The following is an 18741-nucleotide window of genomic DNA, read 5'->3' as shown; positions in this document are numbered from 1 at the left end:
GCCTAAGCTGCAACAGAAGTTTGTTGAAAGGGGTTGCATGGCGTATTCAATTGCAACGTATGATATCGCGGATGTCGTCGTGATCAGCGGCGCCGATCCGTTTGCCTCCGATACCTCCGGTAATGGTGCCGCCGTGGGCAGCACCTTTACGCTTGCCTCCGATGCAAAAACGACGCGCGTGGACATCATCGACAACGACGGTTTTTTCAACGATGGCGATGGATCGCAAGACCTTGCAGCCCCGCTGGAAGGGGAGGGGCAGACGGCCAACGCGGGGGATCGGATCACCCCTGAATATTCCTACCGTATCCGCCCCAATGGCGGCGCTTTGGACGGATCGGACGATATCACGATCTATGTCTATGAGCTGGGCCTCGACAATGACGCGGACGGATTTGCCGCTTCGTCGCGGCTGGAGCCGGGGCAGACCTATACCATCATGCAACATGTGTCCGACGACCCTTCGGTCGCGGCAAACACGCTGGCAGTATGTTTTTGTGTCGGGACATTGATCGCCACCCCCTCTGGCTGGGTTGCGATTGAAACCCTGTCGGTGGGCGACCTTGTCGAGACCCGCGATCACGGCGCGCAACCCCTGCGCTGGCTCGAGCATCGCCACATTCCGCGCGCGCTTCTTGCGCAGGCACCGATGCTGCGCCCTGTGGTCTTTTCGCCCGGATCGCTGGGGCGTGGGGTGCCAAGCGCGCCGCTATGGCTTTCCGCGCAGCACCGTATTCTGGTCAGCGCCCCTGCGGTCGGGCGGATGAGCGCCGGCACAGAGGCGCTGGTCGCGGCCCACCGCTTTGTCGCGCGCCGTGACGGGCAGGCGGGGTGGAGCGGGCCAGAGCTGGCAGCAGGTGCAGCGGTTTCGGGCTATTCCAGCGGCTCGGTCATGCGCCGCGTGTTGCCGCCTGCGGGGGTAAGCTATATTCATCTTGCCTTTGAGCGGCATGAGTTGATTTGCGCAAACGGTGCCTGGGTCGAAAGCCTGTTTGACGGTCCGATGACGCGGCGCGCGGTTTCGGGCGCTGGTGGCGGGTCGGGCGCAGGCTATGAGGCCGCCATCGGCGCGAAGGCCCATACGCCCGCGCGCCCCTTTCTGGAAGGACGGCGCGCAGCGCGGCTTTTGTGGCGCCTTGCGCGCAATCGCCAGCCCGTCCAGCCACCCGAGGCAATGCCTGACTGCGGGACTGATGACTGCGTGACTGACCGCTTGCCTGATGTTTTTCGCGCAGGGGCGCGTCAGCCGGTGTCGTGACCCGGCCGCCCAGACTGAGAGTGTCGCAGAGGCGCGACCTTAGAGCGCTGCGGGCGGGACCTCGATGATATAGGGGCCGGGATCGACGAATTCCGGTTCGCTTGGCACGGGGGCGCTTTCGGGAATCGGGGCGCAGGCCGCCATGGTCAAGGCCAAAAGGGCGGCGGCAAGGGCTGGTGTCTTCATCAGGGTTCGTTCCGGTCGTGATAAGGCGCGCGCGGCGCGGATGTCTTTTGCCCATAACATAGGCTTGGCGCGCCAAAGGCAATGGGAAGGCGCAGCAAAGTGGCGCATTTTGCGACAGGTCGTCCTGCGCCGCCCTGTCGCCTTGCCGGTCAGGGATAGGCTGGTAGGGCGGGTGGTCTGGCACGCGCGATAGGACGGTGAGCGGGGGAATTGGCGCAAGGGCGTGGGGTATTATTATACCTATTTTTTAACTAATTGTTTTTGCTTAATAAATCGCACTTCACGGCGCTTGACTGTGCGGGGTAAATCGTTAGAACACCCCAATCCGAATTCCACCGAATTCATATGCAGGCCGGATAAACCGGTTCGCAGTGATCCAAGGGTACTACAGATGAAAACTTTTTCCGCAACGCCCGCGGACATCGACAAGAAATGGATCCTGATCGACGCTGAAGGCGTTGTTCTGGGCCGTCTTGCGTCGATCGTCGCAATGCGTCTTCGTGGCAAGCACAAAGCCACCTTCACCCCGTCGCAAGACATGGGTGATAATGTCATCATCATCAATGCTGACAAAATCCAGCTGACCGGCAAGAAACGCACTGACGAGCGTTTCTACTGGCACACTGGCCACCCCGGCGGCATCAAGTCGCGCACGATGGGTGAGATCCTTGAGGGCAAATACCCCGAGCGCGTCGTGACCAAAGCGGTTCAGCGCATGCTGCCCGGCGGCAAACTGTCGCGTCAGCAGATGACCAACCTTCGCGTCTATGCAGGTGCCGAGCACCCGCATGAAGCTCAGGCACCCGAAGTGCTGGACGTGAAATCCCTCAACAAGAAAAACACCCGGAGCTAATCCATGGTTGACGAAATCAAATCCCTCGAGGAGCTGAACAGCGTCGCCACTGGCGTCGAAGCTCCCGTTGCGGCTCCCCGTGAGCCCGTTCGTGACGCACTCGGCCGCGCTTATGCGACCGGTAAGCGTAAAGATGCGGTTGCACGCGTCTGGATCAAACCCGGTTCCGGCAAAGTGACCGTGAACGGCAAAGATCTGGAAGTGTATTTTGCACGTCCCGTGCTGCGCATGATCCTGAACCAAGCATTCACGGTTGCAGGTGTCGAAGGCCAATTCGACGTCATGGCAACCGTGAAGGGCGGCGGTTTGTCCGGTCAGGCGGGTGCGGTCAAGCACGGTGTGTCCAAAGCACTGCAGCTTTACGATCCCTCGCTGCGCGCTGCTTTGAAAGCTGCCGGCTTCCTGACCCGCGACAGCCGCGTTGTCGAGCGTAAGAAGTTCGGTAAAGCAAAAGCCCGTAAATCCTTCCAGTTCTCCAAGCGTTAAGCTTTACCGGAAGTTCGATTTTGCAAAAGCGCGCTCTGCAAGGGGCGCGCTTTTCGCATTTGGTCGATGGTGTCGGGTATTTTTATCCGAAAGAAGGCGCAGGTTTTGCCTTTGTCCTGTCGTTGTGCCGGTTTAAAATCGGGGCAAGGGACGGCCAGCTTGGAGATTGTATGGCGATGTCGGATCAAAATTCGGGAGCGCGCCCCGTCACCTCTATTCGCAACCTCGGTCCCGCGATGGCCGCAGGATTTGCGAGAGCGGGCATCGAGACCGCCCAGGAGATTGAAGAGATGGGGGCAGATGCGGCCTATGCTGCCTTTATTGCGGCGGGCGGCACTGTTCATTTCATCGCGTTTTACTCGTTGGTGCTGGGTCTGCAGGGGCGTCCTTGGCGAGACGCCAGTCCCGAGGAACGCCCTGCGTTGCGCAAACGGTTCGAGGCGTTGAAAGCGGGGCGGCCTGCGATGCAAGCCGATGGGGTCGATCCGGTGAACTATGCCATTGAGGCGGATTTGGACCTGATCGGCACCGGATTGCGCCGATAGGTCCTGCCTATTCGCGCAGCATCTGCGCGATGATCGGGCGATCGCGGTGGAAACCCGTGCAAATCGCGCTTGCATCGCGCTTGTGATCTGTCATCTGATCGCAGCACATAGCGGCGTGGGGGCCACAGACGGCATGGCAGGACTATCTCGTAAATTCAGGCGTTTGCGCCAGTCCGAGGCGGCGACCGGGTTGATGTTGATCAGCCCCACGGCGCTCTATGCGCTGGCGCTTTTGGCGATTCCGCTCGGGGCGATTGTGTTGATCAGTTTTTGGACCCAGACAGGCGTGCGCGATTTTGACACGACGCTGACGGGGGCAAACTACGTCGAGGCGCTGAGCGACCCGATTTATCGTGCGCTGATGTTTCGCTCGTTGCGGATTGCGGGATTGGTCACGCTGGTCACGGTGCTGGCGGCCTTTCCCATCGCCTACTTCGTGTCCTTCGGCGTGCCTGCGCAAAAGAAATCGCTGTGGATTTTCTTGATCACCATTCCGTTCTGGACCTCCTATTTGATCCGCGTCTTCCTGTGGAAGGTCATCTTGGGCTATAACGGCGTGTTCAATTCCGGGCTGAAGGTGCTGGGGGTGATTGACCAACCGCTGACCTTTTTGCTCTACAACGCCAATTCGGTGGTGATCACTTTGGCACATGCCTACGCGCCCTTTGCCATTTTGCCAATTTTCGTGGCCTTGGAAAAGATCGACCGCTCCTTGCTGGAAGCGGCGCGGGACTTGGGCGAAAACCGTGTCATGACCTTTTTGCGCGTCACCTTGCCGCTCGCGGCCCCCGGCGTCATCGCCGCCGTGCTGATCGTTTTTATCCCGACCATTGGCGACTACGTCACGCCGGAATTGATTGGCGGACCGGGGGGGACGATGATTGCAAATATGATCCAAGCGCAGTTCCTGCGGCTCAATAACGCGCCCTTGGGGGCGGCATTGGCGGTGCTTGCCATGCTGATCGTCAGCGTGATCGCCGTTGCCTTTCTGGTGCTGGGCAGCCGTGCCTCGGGCGCGAAGGGGACGCGCAAATGAAGGGGCTCAAACTCTACGCCATTCTCTATCTGATCTTTCTTTACGCCCCGATTTTTCTGCTTCCGCTTTTTGCGTTCAACTCATCCACCATCATCGCCTTCCCCTTGCAAAGCTTTACCACGCAATGGTTTTCCGCGCTTGCAGATATCCCCGAGATGCACAAGGCGGTGCTCAACAGCTTAAGGATCGCGGCGACTTCGGCAGTGCTTGCCACGAGCTTTGGCATCTTTGCGGCCATGGCCTCGACGCGCTACCGCTTTCCCGCTCAAAAGGGGCTGATGGGCTTTATCATGCTGCCCTTGGTGTTGCCGGAAATCATCGTCGCCGTGTCGTTGTTGGTGGTCATCGTGAATGCGGGGTTCTCCACAGGGGCCTGGTCGGTGATCGCGGGGCATACGTTGATCTGCACGCCGTTCGCCATCGCGATCTTGCAATCGGCTTTTGCCTCCCTCGACCCGGCACTCGAAGAGGCGGCCTTTGATTTGGGCGAAACGCCGGCCTCAACCTTCCGGCTTGTCACCCTGCCGCTGGTCATGCCGGGCATCATTTCGGCCTTGTTGATTTCCTTTACCATTTCAATGGACGAATTCATCATTGCCTTTTTCCTCACCGGCGCTGATCCGACCCTGCCGGTCTACCTCTTCTCGATGCTGCGCTTTCCCAAATTGTTGCCCGCCGTCATGGCGCTTGGCACGTTGTTGGTGCTGGCCTCTGTGGTCTTGCTCACCATCGCCGAATATTTCCGCCGCCGCGGCATCAAACGCGCCGGCGCAAAAGATACCGGAGGCTTCCTGTGACCCAGATTTCAACCGCCAATCGGGTAAAGCCCACAAAGCCGCTTATTGAAATGCGCGATATATCAAAGCACTACGGTGACTATCACGCGCTGTGCGGCATCACGCTGGATATCCACGAGGGGGAGTTTTTCTCGCTGCTCGGTCCGTCGGGGTGCGGGAAAACCACGCTGTTGCGGGTGATCGCGGGATTTGAGGGGATCGATAGCGGCGCGGTGTTGATCAGCCACCAGGATATGGCACGGGTGCCTGCGAACAAGCGCCCGACGAATATGGTGTTCCAGTCCTACGCCATTTTCCCCCACCTCAGCGTGGCGCAAAACGTCGGCTTTGGCCTGCGAAAATCAACGATGAGCAAGGCACAAAAAGAGGCCGCGGTGGCTGAAGCGCTCGAGATGGTCGGTCTCAAGGGCTATGGCGCGCGTGCGGCCCATGCGTTGTCGGGCGGGCAGAGACAACGCGTGGCTTTGGCCCGCGCCCTGATCCTCAAACCCAAGGTTCTGTTGCTGGACGAACCCCTTTCGGCGCTGGATCGCAAGATGCGTGAACAGATGCAGGTTGAATTGATCCGTCTGCAGCGCCAGGTTGGCATCACATTTATCCTTGTGACCCACGACCAGGAAGAGGCCTTGGTCATGTCGGACCGCATCGCCGTGATGTTCGAGGGCGAAATCGCGCAATGTGACGATCCTGAAATTCTGTACCGCCGTCCCAAATCCAAACGCGTGGCGGATTTTATCGGGGTCATGAATTTTTTACCCGCGACGCTGCACAGCCATGCGGGCACGATTATCGCCGATGTCGCAGGCTTGGGGGAGGCCGAGATCGCCGCGGATCAATGCCCGGCCGGCATTCCCGAGGGCGACGCCCTTGTCGGCTTTCGCCCTGAAACCCTGACGCTGCTCTATGATGGTCAGACCGCCACGCAGCGTGAGGCCGCCGGAGTCATCAGCGAGGTCGTCTACTACGGCGACATGACATATTACGACGTGACCCTTGTGGGCGTAAGCAAACCTGTGCGTATTTCGATGCGCAATGTATTCGGGCGCGATGTCCTGGCGGTGGGCGATGCGACCCGTGTCAGCTGGTCTGCCGGCGCGTTGGTGGTTTTTCCCTGACTTTGGCTTCTTTCGGATAAAAATACCCATTTACCGCGGGTTTCAGCGGCGCGCCGTGGGTATTTGGGTCCGAAAGAAACCACAGGCTGCGCGTCATTGGTCCTGTTCGATCAGGCCCAGACCGCGCAGATAGATTCCGATGCCGGTTTCCAGCAAATCCTCGGGGGGGAAGGGGCTTTGCGTGCCGGGAGACCCACGGGCAAAGAGTTCCACCACCCCGTGGCTCATGGCCCAGATGTGGGCGGCGAACATTTGGGGCGGCGGGCGCTTTTCCAGAGGAATATGCTGCGACAGCTTTTCAGCTGCCTTTTCCAGCACACCGAGCGCGCGGGTTGCCACGAGGTTCAGTTCGGGGGTGCGGTTGATCGAAATGCCGCTTTCGAACATGGCGACGTAATGGCCGGGGTATTTGCGGGCAAAGGCCAGATAGGCACGTCCCGTCGCTTCGAAACTGGCGAGTGCGGACGGCGCGCCACTGGCGAATGCGTAGTCGAGCAGGTCGGCAAAGACGTCATACCCTTGGCGCGCGATTTCGGCGATCAGGTCTTCGCGGCCTTCGAAATGGCGATAGACAGCCGCCGGGGTCACGCCTGCGCTTTTGGCCGCTTCCGACAGGGTAAAGCCCGTGGGGCCTTTTTCCTCGATCAATGTCAGCGCGGCTTCGACGAGGGCCTGTTTGAGGTTGCCGTGGTGGTAGCCGCGTTTATGCATGCCAGATGTCCGGCCCTGCGCAGATGGCAGGGTCGATTTTTTGCACCAGATCGTCGTCCTTTTCGGGATAGTCGATCCGGCTGAGGATCGCGCGAATGACGTTCAGGCGGGCGCGGTATTTGTCATCGGCCAGCACCACCGTCCAAGGGGCGATCGGGGTGTGGGAGCGGGCGAATGTCTCGGCGATGGCGTCGGAATAAGCCTCCCAGCGCGACAGTCCGCCAATGTCGATGGATGAGAGTTTCCAGTGCTTTAGCGGGTCTTTTTCACGCTGCAAGAACCGGCGCAACTGTTCGGCGCGCCCGACGTTGAGCCAGATTTTGATCAGGATGATGCCATCGTCAATCAACGTGTTCTCGACATTGGGAAGCTGGCGGAAAAAGGTCTCGCGCTGGGTGTCGTCGCAAAAGCCGAACACTTTTTCGACCACGGCGCGGTTGTACCACGAGCGGTCGAACAATGTGATTTCACCCGCGCTTGGCAGGTGCTGGAGGTAGCGCTGGAAATACCACTGGCCGCTTTCGGTTTGTGTGGGTTTGGAGAGGGCCACGACCCGTGCGGCGCGGGTATTCAAGTTCTCGCGCACCCGTTTGATGGCCCCGCCTTTCCCGGCGGCATCGCGCCCCTCAAAGAGCACAACGACCCGCTTGCCGCTGTCCTTGACGCCGGCAAGCATCTTGACCAGCTCGAATTGCAGCGCTTGGAGGTCGGCCTCGTAGTCTTTTTTCTTCATCCAGCGCGCATAGGGGTAGGTGTCGCGCAGGATGTCTTTCTTGTCGCCTTCTTGCACGGCCTGGCGGATCTGTTTGGGGGCTTCGTTTTCGAAATATGCGGAAATGGCGCCGTCAAAGGGCAGGTCGGTCGTGTCGGGCGAATCGGACATGTGGCTTCCTTTGAGAGAGCATCGCGACCATCTGGGTCGCGCAAGTTTACGCGCTGCGCCGGATCAGGGCAACGTCGCGCCAGCGGCGCGATCTACGGCGGCTATCACGGCCGGAATGGCAACGTGATGGGGCATATGGCCGATGCCGGGCAGAGCGGTGAGGTGCAGGTCGGGCACATCGCGCGCGAGCGGGACGGCATGGATGTCGAAGGGCACGATGGGGTCGGCTTCGCCGTGGACCGCCTCAACGGGCAGCGCCATGTTGGGATAGCCCGCAAGCAGGGCCGAGACCTCGTCGCGCAGGGCGATCCGTTGTCGGGCATTCACGAGCAGCGTTTCGCGGCGCGCGGACATGAAGGGATGGAAATAGTCGCCATAGCCGCTGGGCGCGGTTTGCGGCGCAAAGACGCTTTCGACCTGTGCGGCGATGTAGCTGCGCGGCACCCAGGCGGTGATCAGCGTGGCCAGTATCGGCCCGACCACCGGCGTTGCCAGCGCGCGGTAAAACAGCGAGGGCGGGTCGGGCCACAGGTGCGAGGGCGCAGAGACGGGCACCAGCGCGCGGATGCTGTCGGGCGCATCCTCTGCCCAGCGCAGCACTACCGAGCCGCCGTAGCTTTGCCCCAAAAGCACCGGGCGGGTCACGCCGATCTGCGCGAGTGCGCCGCGCAGCAGGGCGGCCTGGCGCGACAGTGACCGGTTGTCGTCCATGTCGGCCAGCGCGGGCGTATAGCCAAATCCCGGGCGATCCAGCGCGACAACGTGGTACCGGCTGGCCAGTTGCGGCCCCAGATCGCCGGTAAAGTCGCGCACCGACCCCGAGGCTCCGTGGATCAACACCACGCTTGGCGCGTTCGGATCGCCTGCTTCCCAGAGGTGGACGGGATGGTCATCCACCATCACAAAGCGGCCCAGGGGCGGGTTGGCCCGTTCGACCGCGCGCTCGCGCACCATCGCCCGCGCGACGGAAACGGCCGAAAACAGGGCGATCAGGATCAGGATCACGACGCTAGGGCTTGTTGCCAATTTCGGCAGGATCATAGGGCACCGTCTGGTAAATTTCGTTTATCCAGTTGCCATATAGAAGATGTGCGTGACTTCTCCAGCGATTGGGGGGGCGGTTCTCGGGATTGTCATCGGGATAGTAATTCACCGGCAGGGTGATGGGCTTGCCGCCCTGTTTGTCGCGCATCAGTTCTTCGTGCAGCGTCCCCGTGTCATATTCGAAATGGTTGAAAATATAGAGCGCGCGGTGATCGGGGTCCTGCACAAGGCAGGGGCCGGTGTCATCCGAACCGAGCAGCGGCACAAGTTCGGGCACCGCGTCGATTTCGGATTGGCGCATTTCGGTCCAGCGGCTGACGGGGATCACGCAATCGTCTGAAAACCCACGCAAAAACGGCGAGGCGGGCGCTAGGTTCGTCTGGCGAAAGCAGCCAAAGGCCTTTGCGCGCAACGCATGTTTGGGCACGCCGTGAAAATGGTTGATCATCGCCATGCCGCCCCAGCACACGCCAAAGGTCGAATGCACATGGGTCTGCGTCCAGGCAAACACCTCTTGCAGCTCGTCCCAATAGGTCACCTCCTCGAAGGGCAGGTGTTCGATGGGCGCGCCGGTGATGATCAGACCGTCAAGCTTTTCGCCCGATGCCGCGACTTCGGCAAAGGGGCGGTAGAATTCTTCCATATGTTCGGCGGCGGTGTTTTTGGTCTGATGCTCGCTCATGCGGATCAGCTTGAGGTTCACCTGCAGGGGCGTGGCGCCAATGAGCCGTGCGAACTGGTTTTCGGTCTGGATTTTTTTCGGCATGAGGTTGAGCAGGCCGATGTTGATTGGCCGGATGTCCTGGCTCACCGCACGGCCTTGGCCCATGACCATGACGCCCTCGTTCGAGAGCACGTCGAAGGCGGGAAGGTTTTCGGGCAGGGTGATAGGCATCTGGGTCTTTCCTAAAGGGGAGTGCTGTATTTAGGCGCGCGCGGCGCGGGCATCAATGGCCTGGCCGATCAGATCGTTAAAGGCCTGCGGCGAGGTGGCGCGCGCCACGTCTTCGGCTTTGACCGTCACACCCCATTTATCGGCCATGGCGCGGTAGCGCGGCTGACGATGTGCAAGGGCGGCGGCGTAGGTGTAGCGAATGAAGGCGTCGGGATCGACCTGGGCTTCGGGCAATCCGGTTTCGGCCAGATATTGCGCCCAGATTTTCTCGAGGAAGGCGGGCTGGTAGGCCATGGGTTTGGGGGCGCGGTCAAAGCGGCGCACCAGTTCGGCCGTATGATCCTCGGAGCCCTCGATCCAGACCAGAACGGCCTCGCGTGCGAGGGCCGTGAGGATCGGATCGTCGGGATTATGCGCATCGACCCATTCACAGATCGAGCCGCCCGTATCGCAGACGAAATTGGGGTAGCCGTAGAGGTCACGCGCGCGATTGATGAAATGCGCCGTGTCCAGCAAGGCGGCTTCCTCGGCGGTCTGGAACAGGCTTTGACGGCGGCGGTATTCGGTCATGGGCAAGCCCCCCTTGGCCACCGATCCCGGCTTGCCCAAAAAGGCAGAAACAGGCGCAAGATTGTCAAAGGTGATGTTGGAGCCGATGTAGATCGAATCCGTCATCAAAAGCCCCCGCAGATAGGGGTTTTTCATCGCCTCGAATTTGAGGTTGTCCTCGATCGGTTCGCCCATGTAGCGCGTGCCGATGCGGTAATCGATGGAATAGTGATACCACGTCCCGTCACTGCGCAGCATGTTGGAGACATGGGTTTTTCCAAGGCCGGACATGGCAAAGAGGATCACACGTTTTTCCGGTTCCGCCTGCCAGTCGGCAGCAGAGTGATAGCTTTGGGCAGCATCGGGCAGGGAGGATGTCATCGGGCACGGGCCTTTGGCAATTCTGAAACGGTGGGGGCAGGGGTGCCATGCCCGTCCGGATTTGCCAAGGTTTTTCGCCCGTTTTCTTGTCGCGGCCCTCTTGGGCGGTGGACAGTTGCGCGCGTGCCGCCAATAGTCGGCGCACCACCAGCCAAAAGGACAGAACCGATGCGCGATCCGATATTCGAGGTGACGGAGCCCATGGAGCAACTGCTTGAAATCATGCGGCGTTTGCGCGATCCGGCAGGCGGTTGCCCTTGGGATATCGCGCAGACGTTTGACACCATCGCGCCCTATACCATCGAAGAGGCCTATGAGGTCGAGGATGCGATCGCGCGCGGCGACATGGGGGATTTGAAATCGGAATTGGGCGATTTGCTGTTTCAATCGGTGTTTCACGCCCAAATCGCTGCCGATCAGGGCGCCTTCACCTTTGAGGATGTGGTGCGCGCGATTGCCGACAAGATGATCGAGCGTCACCCCCATGTGTTCGGTGACCAGAGCAACGACAAAAGCCCACAGCAACAGACGGTGGATTGGGAGCACCAGAAAGCGGGCGAACGCGCGCGGCGCGGCGAGCTGCGGGTGCTTGACGGGGTTGCACTGGGGCTGCCGGCATTGATGCGCGCGCAAAAGCTGCAAAAACGGGCCGCGCGGGTGGGGTTCGATTGGCCGGATGCAGGACATGTCGTCGATAAGATTGCCGAAGAAGCGGGCGAATTGGTCGAGGCCCGCGATCAGTTGACGCAGGCCGAGGTGATCGAGGAATACGGTGATCTGATGTTTGTCATGGTCAACCTCGGGCGGCATCTGGGCGTGGAAGCCGAAGAAGCCCTGCGCGCGGCAAATGCTAAATTCCAGCGCCGTTTCAATGCGGTAGAGGATCGTTTGAAAGCGATGGGCAAGGCCCCGAGTGACAGCGATCTGGCGCAAATGGATGCGCTGTGGACTGAGGTAAAGCGCGCCGATAAGGCCGGTGAATTGGGATAGCTCCGGCGTTGGACGTGATAAGAAATCTGCATTCTTCTTGACCTGACATAAATAGTCAGGTTTACGGGGGCCGACCCTTTTTTAAGGGCATGACAACAGGTCCAACTTGGAGGAGACCCCCAATGCGTTTTCGTTCCGTCGCTCTTGCCACCACCACCGCTGTGCTGACCGCCGCTCCGGTTCTGGCTGATGTGAATATCTATTCCTATCGCCAGCCCGAGTTGATTTCGCCGCTGACCGATGCCTTCACGGCCGAGACGGGGATCAACGTGAACGTGGCGTTTCTTGACAGCGGGATGGTCGAGCGCCTTGTGGCCGAGGGCGACCGCTCGCCCGCCGATGTGATCCTGACCGTCGATATTTCGCGCCTCACCGAGGCTGTGGATGCGGGCGTAACCCAACCGCTGTTGACCGAGACCCTGACACAGGCGGTGCCCGAGCAATACCACGGGCCCGATGGCAACTGGTGGGGGGTGACCACGCGTGCGCGCATCGTCTATGCCTCCAAAGAGCGCGTCGCCGAGGGCGAGGTGACCAGCTATGAGGATCTTGCAGATCCCAAATGGAAGGGCCGGATTTGCACCCGTTCCGGCACGCATGCCTATATGATTGCGCTGACCTCGGCCTATATCGCCCATCACGGCGAAGAGGCCGCCAAGACATGGCTCGAAGGCGTCAAAGCCAACCTTGCGCGCAAGCCCCAGGGCAACGACCGTGCGCAGGTCAAGGCGATCTGGGCGGGCGAATGCGACATTTCGCTGGGCAACACCTATTACATGGGCCAGATGCTGGATGATCCCGAGCAGGTGGACTACGCCAATGCCGTCTACCTTGCCTTCCCCGAATTTGAAGGCGGCGGCACCCACGTCAATATTTCCGGCGTGGCCCTGACCAAAGCGGCCAAGAACTACGATGATGCGGTGAAATTCATCGAATTCCTCGTCTCGCCCGAAGCGCAGGAAATCTACGCCGAGGCGAATGACGAATACCCGGTCATCGCCGGGGCCGAGGCCTCCGCGCGGGTTCAGGCCTGGGGCAGCTTTACCCCCGACGAGATTGCCCTGACCGATATTGCCGACCATCGTGCCGCCGCGCTGCGCATCACCGAAGAGGTCGATTTCGACGGCTAAGGCGCAGGCCGGCACCGTCAAGGGACCACAGACACCCGCAAGTCCGCGCGCTTTGCGGGTGTTTTTATGCGCAATTTCCAAGCCTTGGCGGTTTCTTGGCACGCCTGCGACATCTGCGCGCGCGGACAGCCTGTCGCATGGTATGTTCCTGGTGTTTGCAAGATATACCACTGGATAAGAACAGGCCCGGCATTGGCGCGCAAAGCTGTCGTTGTTAGGGTCATCCAAAGCGCTGGTTTAAAAGGAAACACCATGCAAGAGACCTTCCTTGGGTTGGACGCGATTGTACTGGCACGACTCCAGTTCGGCTTCACTGTCGCGTTCCATTTCATTTTCCCGTCGTTTTCCATCGGGACGGCGAGCTACCTTGCTGTGCTGAACGCCTTCTGGCTGAAAACGCGCAATGAAATGTACCTGCGGCTGTTCAATTACTGGCTGAAAATCTTTTCGGTGGCCTTTGCCATGGGCGTCGTGTCCGGCATCGTGATGTCCTATCAGTTCGGCACCAACTGGTCGGTGTTCTCGGACAAAGCGGGGCCGGTGATCGGGCCGCTCATGGCCTATGAGGTGCTCACCGCCTTTTTCCTGGAGGCCGGTTTCCTTGGAATCATGTTGTTCGGACGTGAAAAAGTCGGCGACGGCTTGCATATGATGGCCACAATGATGGTGGCGGTCGGCACGGCGATTTCGGCCACCTGGATTATTTCGGTGAACTCGTGGATGCATACGCCGCAGGGCTATTCCATTGCCGCCAACGGCCAGTTCATGCCCGAAGACTGGTGGGCCATCGTGTTCAACCCCTCCTTTCCCTACCGCCTTGCCCATGCGTTGACGGCAGCCTATCTGACCACGGCGCTGGTGGTGGGCGCTGTCGCCGCTTGGCATTTGCTGCGCGGCGCGCGGGGCAACCCCTCGGTGCGCAAGATGTTTGCCATGGCGATGGGCATGGTGATGGTGGTTGCACCCTTGCAGATTTTTCTGGGCGATGCCCACGGGTTGAACACGCTCGAACATCAACCGGCCAAAGTGTCGGCGATGGAGGGGCATTTCGAAAGCCACCCCGATGGTGCGCCGCTGATCCTGTTCGGCATTCCCGATCAGGAAAATCAGGTGATGAAATATGCGGTGGAAATCCCCAAACTGTCCTCGTTGATCCTCAAACACGACCTCAACGCCCCCCTTGAGGGGCTGGATGTTGTGGCGCGCGAAGACCAGCCGCCGGTGGGCATCGTCTTCTGGTCGTTTCGGGTGATGGTGGGCCTTGGCTTTGCCATGCTGGGGCTGGGGCTGTGGGGCGCGATCGCGCGGTTGCGGGGCAAACTTTACCAAAGCCGCTGGCTTGCGCGCGCGGCTGTCGTGATGGGGCCCATGGGCTTTGTGGCCGTCACCGCCGGCTGGATCACCACCGAAGTCGGGCGCCAGCCCTTTACGGTTTACGGTGTGCTGCGCACGGTGGACAGCGCCTCGCCGCTGGACGCGCCTGCGGTGGGCACCTCTCTGATCGCCTTTATCGTGGTGTATTTTCTCGTGTTCGGGGCGGGCATTTTGTACCTGCTCAAACTGATGTCCAAAGCACCGCATCCGGGCGAAGAGGGGCCGCGCGACGAACCGGGGCCGATGCGCACCACCGGCACGCAGGCGGGGGCCTCGACCGGCGAACAGGGGAAACTGTCCCCCAATCACAAACCCGCAAAATAAGGCGATTTGACCATGGATTACACGCTTATCTGGGCCTTTTTGCTGGCTTTTTCGGTCTTTACCTATGTGGTGCTCGACGGGTTCGACCTTGGGATCGGCATTCTGTACCCCTTCTTCAAAACCAAGCGCGAGCGGGATCTTCTGATGAACTCGGTCGCGCCGATCTGGGATGGCAATGAAACCTGGCTGGTGCTGGGCGGCGGCGGGTTGATGGCGGCCTTTCCGATGGCCTATGCGATCATCCTGCCCGCGCTCTATCCCCCTATCATCGCCATGCTTTTGGCGTTGATCCTGCGCGGGGTGGCCTTTGAATTTCGTTGGCGCGCCGAGGGGGCCTTTGGCAAGCGGGTCTGGGACTATGCCTTCATCGGCGGCTCGACACTTGCGGCCTTCATGCAGGGCGTGGCTCTGGGCGCGCTGTTGCAAGGCATCGAGGTCGAGGGGCGCGCCTATGCGGGCGGCTGGTTTGACTGGCTGACACCGTTTTCGGTTCTCACGGGGCTGGCCGTGGTGACGGGCTATGCGATGCTTGGCGCGGCGTGGCTGGTGTGGAAACTCGACGGGGTCGAACATGTCAAAGCCCGCGAAATCGCGCGCTTTGCCGGTATCGCCACCGTGGCCTTCATCGTCGCCGTGTCCTTTATCACGCCCTACCTGAACTACGCCTATTACGAACGCTGGTTTGTCTGGCCGCAGATTGCCTTTTCGGCGGTGGTGCCGGTTCTGGTCGCGGTGCTGATCGTGGCCATTGCGCGCTCTTTGCTGCGCGGCGGGCGCGATTGGGTGCCCTTCGTGCTTGGCCTCGGGCTGTTTGCCTTGTGCTTTATCGGTCTTGGCATTTCGATGTTTCCCTATGTGGTGCCGCCCAGCGTCACCCTTTACGAGGCCGCGGCACCGGAAAAATCGCAGGTTTTCATGCTGGTGGGGGCGGTCGTGCTGATCCCGATCATCCTGGGATACACCGCCTATGCCTATTGGGTGTTTCGCGGTAAGATCGATCCTGAAAAAGGGTACCACTGAGGAGGCTTTGCCATGCACAACACCAGGCTTTCGCACCTGCGTCACGACCGCAGCGCCTTGGGCAAATGGCTGATCCGCACGGGGTGGTTCGTGCTGTTGTGGGCCGCAGGGGTCGCTTGTGTCGGGGCGGTCGGCTATGCGATCCGCAGCGCGATCCTGTGAGGCGCGGGCAGACCAAATGACAAAGGCCCGCAGCGTTGCGGGCCTTTTTGATTTCTGTGGGGCGGGGTGAAAGTGGCGCGGCGCAAAGGAGGTGCTAGACCTCGATCACCTCGACGCGCTGGCCCTTCACCGCCAAGGCGAGTTCGCCCTTGCACAGGCGCAGGGCGTCATTGCCAAAAACCTCCGCGCGCCAGCCTTTGAGGGAGGGCACATGGCGCTCGCCAGCGGCAATCATGTCCAGCTCCGAAGCCGAGGCAATCAGTTTTGCCGCCACATTGGCATTGTCGGATTTCGCCTTTAGCAAAACGCGCAGCATATCCGCGAGTGCCGGGTTGACCTGCAATTTGTCGCGGCTTTCGTCAACCTTGGGCATGTCCTCGGTCCGGTAGGCCGCGGCCTTGGCGATCGCCGCCAGAATGCCGTCCGCGATGTCGCCCTTGCGCGCCTCGCGCAACAACAGCCGCGAGCGGTTCAGATCCTCGCTCGATTTGGGTTTGGTCGACGCCAGTTCCAGCAGCGCATCGTCTTTGTAGACGCGCGAGCGCGGGATATCGCGGCTCTGGGAATAGCTTTCGCGAAAGGCGGCAAGTTCTTTCACGGCGGCCAGAAATTTGCCCGAGGTGGTGCGGGTTTTCACCCGTTTCCACGCCTGCTCGGGTTCGACCACATAGGTCTCGGGCGAGGTGAGGATCGTCAGCTCCTCAGCAACCCATTTCTGGCGGCCTGATTTTTCGATCTCGCCGGCCAGAAATTCGTAGATCTGGCGCAGGTGCGTCACATCGGCCAGCGCATAGGTTTTTTGCGCATCCGTAAGGGGGCGACGCGACCAATCGGTAAAGCGCGAGGTCTTGTCCAGGCCCTCTTTGGCGATTTTGCGCACGAGCGTTTCATAGCCCACCTGTTCGCCAAAGCCGCAGACCATCGCGGCGACCTGAGTGTCAAACAGCGGCTCGGGCAGCACTTTGCCCTGAATGTAGAAAATTTCGAGATCCTGACGCGCGGCGTGGAACACTTTGACCACGCGGGTGTCGGCCATCAGATCGTAGAGCGGTTGCAAATCAATGCCCTTGGCCAGCGGATCGACCAGCACCGCCTCGTCCTCGGTGCTCAGGCCCGCGCGCGGGGGCACGGCCAGCTGCACCAGACAGAGTTTCGAATAATACGTGCGTTCGCGCAGGAACTCGGTATCGACGGTAACGTAAGGCGCTTGCGCTGCCATTTCGCAGTAGGCCGCAAGGCCCTCGGTGGTGGTAATGGTGATCATCTGGCTCATGTCTTTGGCTCGGGTCCGTCCCGATCCAGACTTGATACGCCGCTTTTTTCTGAATGGAAAGAGAGGCGCGCTGCCGGGCTGCGCTTTGCAGATCGGTGCTTGGCAAACAGGCACGCACAGTGCTAATCGATGCAGCATGAGACCGACAACCGCGCGCGGCGCCATCCCGATCTTTCGCTGCATTATCCGCTGACCACTGTCACGCGGGTCCGGTCTCTTTTCGCTCAGACGAATAGCTGCTAAAGCCCGCGGGGACACCCGAGGAAACGCTATGACCCAGACCCAGACCATCCGGCTGACCAACACGAAGACCCGTAAAAAGGAGGACTTCGTGCCGATCGACGCGCAAAATGTGCGGATGTATGTCTGTGGACCGACGGTCTATGATCGCGCCCATATCGGCAATGCGCGCCCTGTGATCGTGTTTGATGTGCTGTTTCGGCTGCTGCGCCATGTCTACGGCGCCGATCACGTGACCTATGTGCGCAATTTCACCGATGTGGATGACAAGATCAACGCGCGCGCGGCTGAAAGTGGCCGCTCGATTGGCGAGATTACCGCCCAGACAACGCAGTGGTATCTGGACGATATGGGCGCGGTCGGCGCGCTTGAACCCAGCGCAATGCCGCGCGCGACCGCCTATATTCCCCAGATGGTGGCCATGATCGAAGGGCTGATCGCCAAGGGCTTTGCCTATAGCGCCGAGGGGCATGTGCTGTTTGCGGTCGATAAATACGCAGCCTACGGCAAGCTGTCGGGGCGTTCGATTGACGACATGATCGCGGGGGCGCGGGTCGAAGTGGCCCCCTACAAACGTCACCCGATGGATTTCGTGCTGTGGAAACCCTCGGATGCGCAGACGCCGGGCTGGGACAGCCCCTGGGGCCGCGGGCGTCCGGGCTGGCATATCGAATGCTCGGCCATGGCGGCCGATCTTTTGGGCGCGCATTTCGACATTCACGGCGGCGGCAACGATCTGATGTTTCCGCACCACGAAAACGAAATTGCCCAAAGCTGCTGTGCGCATGGGCATGAGAGCGATGGCGGCGGCTTTGCCAATGTCTGGCTGCACAACGAAATGTTGCAGGTCGAGGGCAAGAAGATGTCCAAATCCCTGGGCAATTTTTTCACCGTGCGCGACCTGCTGGACCAGGGCATTCCCGGCGAGGTGATCCGCTTTGTGTTCCTGTCCACCCATTACCGCAAGCCGATGGACTGGACGCAGGACAAGGCCGATCAGGCCTTTGCCACGCTGAAAAAATGGCGCGAGGCGATGGGCGCCTGGGGCTATGACAAAAGCTTTGCCGATGAGGCCGTTGTGGCCTGCCTTGCCGATGATCTCAACACCGCAGGGGCGCTGAGCGCGCTGCACCACCAGTTCGACGCGATCCGCAAACGCCACGCCGCATGGTCCAAGGACGATCCGGCCGAACAGGCCGACATCGTGGCGCTCATGGGGCGTTTCGTGGCCTCTGCGCAGATGCTGGGGCTGCTGACGGATGATTTGGGGGGCTGGGACAGCGACAGGGTTGACCTGACGCCCTTTGCCACGGCCTTGTTTGCCTTGCGCGAAACGGCGATGCAGACCAAGGACTTCGCGCCCGTGGATGCGCTTAAATCCGCGTTGCTCGCGGCAGGCGTCGAGGTGCGCATGTCCAAAACCGGCGTGGAGCTGGACGCAGGTCCGGGCTTTGATGCCACCAAACTGGAGGGCCTGCTGTGAGCGCAC

The 18741-nt window shown here is 60.6% G+C and carries 20 protein-coding genes; 13 read left to right on the top strand and 7 right to left on the bottom strand.

Annotated features, from left to right (window positions below):
* The first annotated feature begins 37 nt into the window (after nucleotides 1-37).
* On the top strand, nucleotides 38-1258 hold the full coding sequence (locus AQS8620_RS08395) for a Hint domain-containing protein (protein ID WP_085836392.1): 1221 nt from the start codon (nucleotides 38-40) through the stop codon (nucleotides 1256-1258).
* Between the two features lie 39 nt (nucleotides 1259-1297).
* On the opposite strand, the gene AQS8620_RS17060 is transcribed toward AQS8620_RS08395, so the two are convergent.
* Nucleotides 1298-1444 carry a hypothetical protein gene (locus tag AQS8620_RS17060; protein ID WP_159453220.1) on the bottom strand — a complete coding sequence of 49 codons (147 nt, stop codon included), beginning with the start codon at nucleotides 1442-1444 and terminating at the stop codon, nucleotides 1298-1300.
* A 391-nt stretch (nucleotides 1445-1835) separates the two neighbouring features.
* Here AQS8620_RS17060 and rplM point away from each other — a divergent pair, with 391 nt between their 5' ends.
* The 6 genes from rplM (at nucleotide 1836) to AQS8620_RS08360 (ending at nucleotide 6276) form a co-directional block, all read left to right on the top strand.
* Entirely contained in the window at nucleotides 1836-2297 is a 462-nt protein-coding gene (gene rplM, locus AQS8620_RS08385) for a 50S ribosomal protein L13 (protein WP_085836390.1), read from the top strand.
* 3 nt (nucleotides 2298-2300) lie between these two features.
* Nucleotides 2301-2783, top strand: a complete 483-nt coding sequence (gene rpsI / locus AQS8620_RS08380) for a 30S ribosomal protein S9 (protein WP_085836389.1) — start codon at nucleotides 2301-2303, stop codon at nucleotides 2781-2783.
* Nucleotides 2784-2959: 176 nt separating this feature from the next.
* On the top strand, nucleotides 2960-3328 hold the full coding sequence (locus AQS8620_RS08375) for a TfoX/Sxy family DNA transformation protein (protein ID WP_085836435.1): 369 nt from the start codon (nucleotides 2960-2962) through the stop codon (nucleotides 3326-3328).
* A 133-nt stretch (nucleotides 3329-3461) separates the two neighbouring features.
* Nucleotides 3462-4364 (top strand): ABC transporter permease, encoded by a 903-nt coding sequence (locus tag AQS8620_RS08370; RefSeq protein ID WP_085836434.1) that lies wholly within the window; start codon nucleotides 3462-3464, stop codon nucleotides 4362-4364.
* Nucleotides 4361-5161, top strand: a complete 801-nt coding sequence (locus AQS8620_RS08365; protein ID WP_085836388.1) for an ABC transporter permease — start codon at nucleotides 4361-4363, stop codon at nucleotides 5159-5161. The genes AQS8620_RS08370 and AQS8620_RS08365 overlap by 4 nt, the downstream gene beginning before the upstream one ends.
* A gap of 50 nt (nucleotides 5162-5211) precedes the next feature.
* Nucleotides 5212-6276: an ABC transporter ATP-binding protein gene (locus AQS8620_RS08360; RefSeq protein ID WP_085836387.1), complete on the top strand. Its 1065-nt coding sequence runs from the start codon at nucleotides 5212-5214 to the stop codon at nucleotides 6274-6276.
* A gap of 93 nt (nucleotides 6277-6369) precedes the next feature.
* Here the strand turns inward: AQS8620_RS08360 and AQS8620_RS08355 are convergent, their stop codons facing one another.
* The 5 genes from AQS8620_RS08355 to AQS8620_RS08335 form a co-directional block, all read right to left on the bottom strand.
* Nucleotides 6370-6987, bottom strand: coding sequence for a TetR/AcrR family transcriptional regulator (locus AQS8620_RS08355; RefSeq protein ID WP_085836386.1), 618 nt, complete (start codon nucleotides 6985-6987; stop codon nucleotides 6370-6372).
* Nucleotides 6980-7870 carry a polyphosphate kinase 2 gene (ppk2, locus tag AQS8620_RS08350; RefSeq protein WP_085836385.1) on the bottom strand — a complete coding sequence of 297 codons (891 nt, stop codon included), beginning with the start codon at nucleotides 7868-7870 and terminating at the stop codon, nucleotides 6980-6982. Before ppk2 ends, AQS8620_RS08355 begins: the two co-directional genes overlap by 8 nt.
* A 63-nt stretch (nucleotides 7871-7933) precedes the next feature.
* Nucleotides 7934-8911, bottom strand: a complete 978-nt coding sequence (locus AQS8620_RS08345; RefSeq protein WP_085836384.1) for an alpha/beta fold hydrolase — start codon at nucleotides 8909-8911, stop codon at nucleotides 7934-7936.
* Nucleotides 8880-9809, bottom strand: a complete 930-nt coding sequence (locus AQS8620_RS08340; protein ID WP_085836383.1) for a homoserine O-succinyltransferase — start codon at nucleotides 9807-9809, stop codon at nucleotides 8880-8882. Before AQS8620_RS08340 ends, AQS8620_RS08345 begins: the two co-directional genes overlap by 32 nt.
* Before the next feature lie 30 nt (nucleotides 9810-9839).
* Nucleotides 9840-10739, bottom strand: a complete 900-nt coding sequence (locus AQS8620_RS08335; protein WP_085836382.1) for an ATPase — start codon at nucleotides 10737-10739, stop codon at nucleotides 9840-9842.
* 168 nt (nucleotides 10740-10907) lie between these two features.
* On the opposite strand from AQS8620_RS08335, the gene mazG reads away from it, so the two are divergent.
* The 5 genes from mazG to AQS8620_RS16880 all read left to right on the top strand — a co-directional run bounded on the left by mazG (nucleotide 10908) and on the right by AQS8620_RS16880 (nucleotide 15739).
* Nucleotides 10908-11729 carry a nucleoside triphosphate pyrophosphohydrolase gene (gene mazG, locus AQS8620_RS08330; RefSeq protein ID WP_085836381.1) on the top strand — a complete coding sequence of 274 codons (822 nt, stop codon included), beginning with the start codon at nucleotides 10908-10910 and terminating at the stop codon, nucleotides 11727-11729.
* Nucleotides 11730-11851: 122 nt separating this feature from the next.
* Nucleotides 11852-12859 carry a Fe(3+) ABC transporter substrate-binding protein gene (locus AQS8620_RS08325; RefSeq protein WP_085836380.1) on the top strand — a complete coding sequence of 336 codons (1008 nt, stop codon included), beginning with the start codon at nucleotides 11852-11854 and terminating at the stop codon, nucleotides 12857-12859.
* Between the two features lie 252 nt (nucleotides 12860-13111).
* A complete protein-coding gene (locus tag AQS8620_RS08320; RefSeq protein ID WP_085836379.1) occupies nucleotides 13112-14557 on the top strand; it encodes a cytochrome ubiquinol oxidase subunit I in 1446 nt (481 codons plus the stop codon).
* Nucleotides 14558-14563: 6 nt separating this feature from the next.
* Nucleotides 14564-15577, top strand: coding sequence for a cytochrome d ubiquinol oxidase subunit II (gene cydB / locus AQS8620_RS08315; protein ID WP_200809607.1), 1014 nt, complete (start codon nucleotides 14564-14566; stop codon nucleotides 15575-15577).
* A gap of 12 nt (nucleotides 15578-15589) precedes the next feature.
* Nucleotides 15590-15739, top strand: coding sequence for a hypothetical protein (locus AQS8620_RS16880; protein ID WP_234990424.1), 150 nt, complete (start codon nucleotides 15590-15592; stop codon nucleotides 15737-15739).
* 94 nt (nucleotides 15740-15833) lie between these two features.
* On the opposite strand, the gene rnd is transcribed toward AQS8620_RS16880, so the two are convergent.
* A complete protein-coding gene (gene rnd / locus AQS8620_RS08310; RefSeq protein WP_085836433.1) occupies nucleotides 15834-17003 on the bottom strand; it encodes a ribonuclease D in 1170 nt (389 codons plus the stop codon).
* 280 nt (nucleotides 17004-17283) lie between these two features.
* Between rnd and cysS the strand changes: the two genes are divergently transcribed.
* Nucleotides 17284-18735 carry a cysteine--tRNA ligase gene (cysS, locus tag AQS8620_RS08305; protein ID WP_085836377.1) on the top strand — a complete coding sequence of 484 codons (1452 nt, stop codon included), beginning with the start codon at nucleotides 17284-17286 and terminating at the stop codon, nucleotides 18733-18735.
* Nucleotides 18736-18741 lie beyond the last annotated feature (6 nt).

The organism is Aquimixticola soesokkakensis, assembly GCF_900172375.1.
Taxonomy (GTDB): Bacteria; Pseudomonadota; Alphaproteobacteria; order Rhodobacterales; family Rhodobacteraceae; genus Aquimixticola; species Aquimixticola soesokkakensis.
The sequence above is the reverse complement of the archived record's forward strand: the minus strand, read 5'-3'. Positions and strand labels throughout refer to the sequence as shown.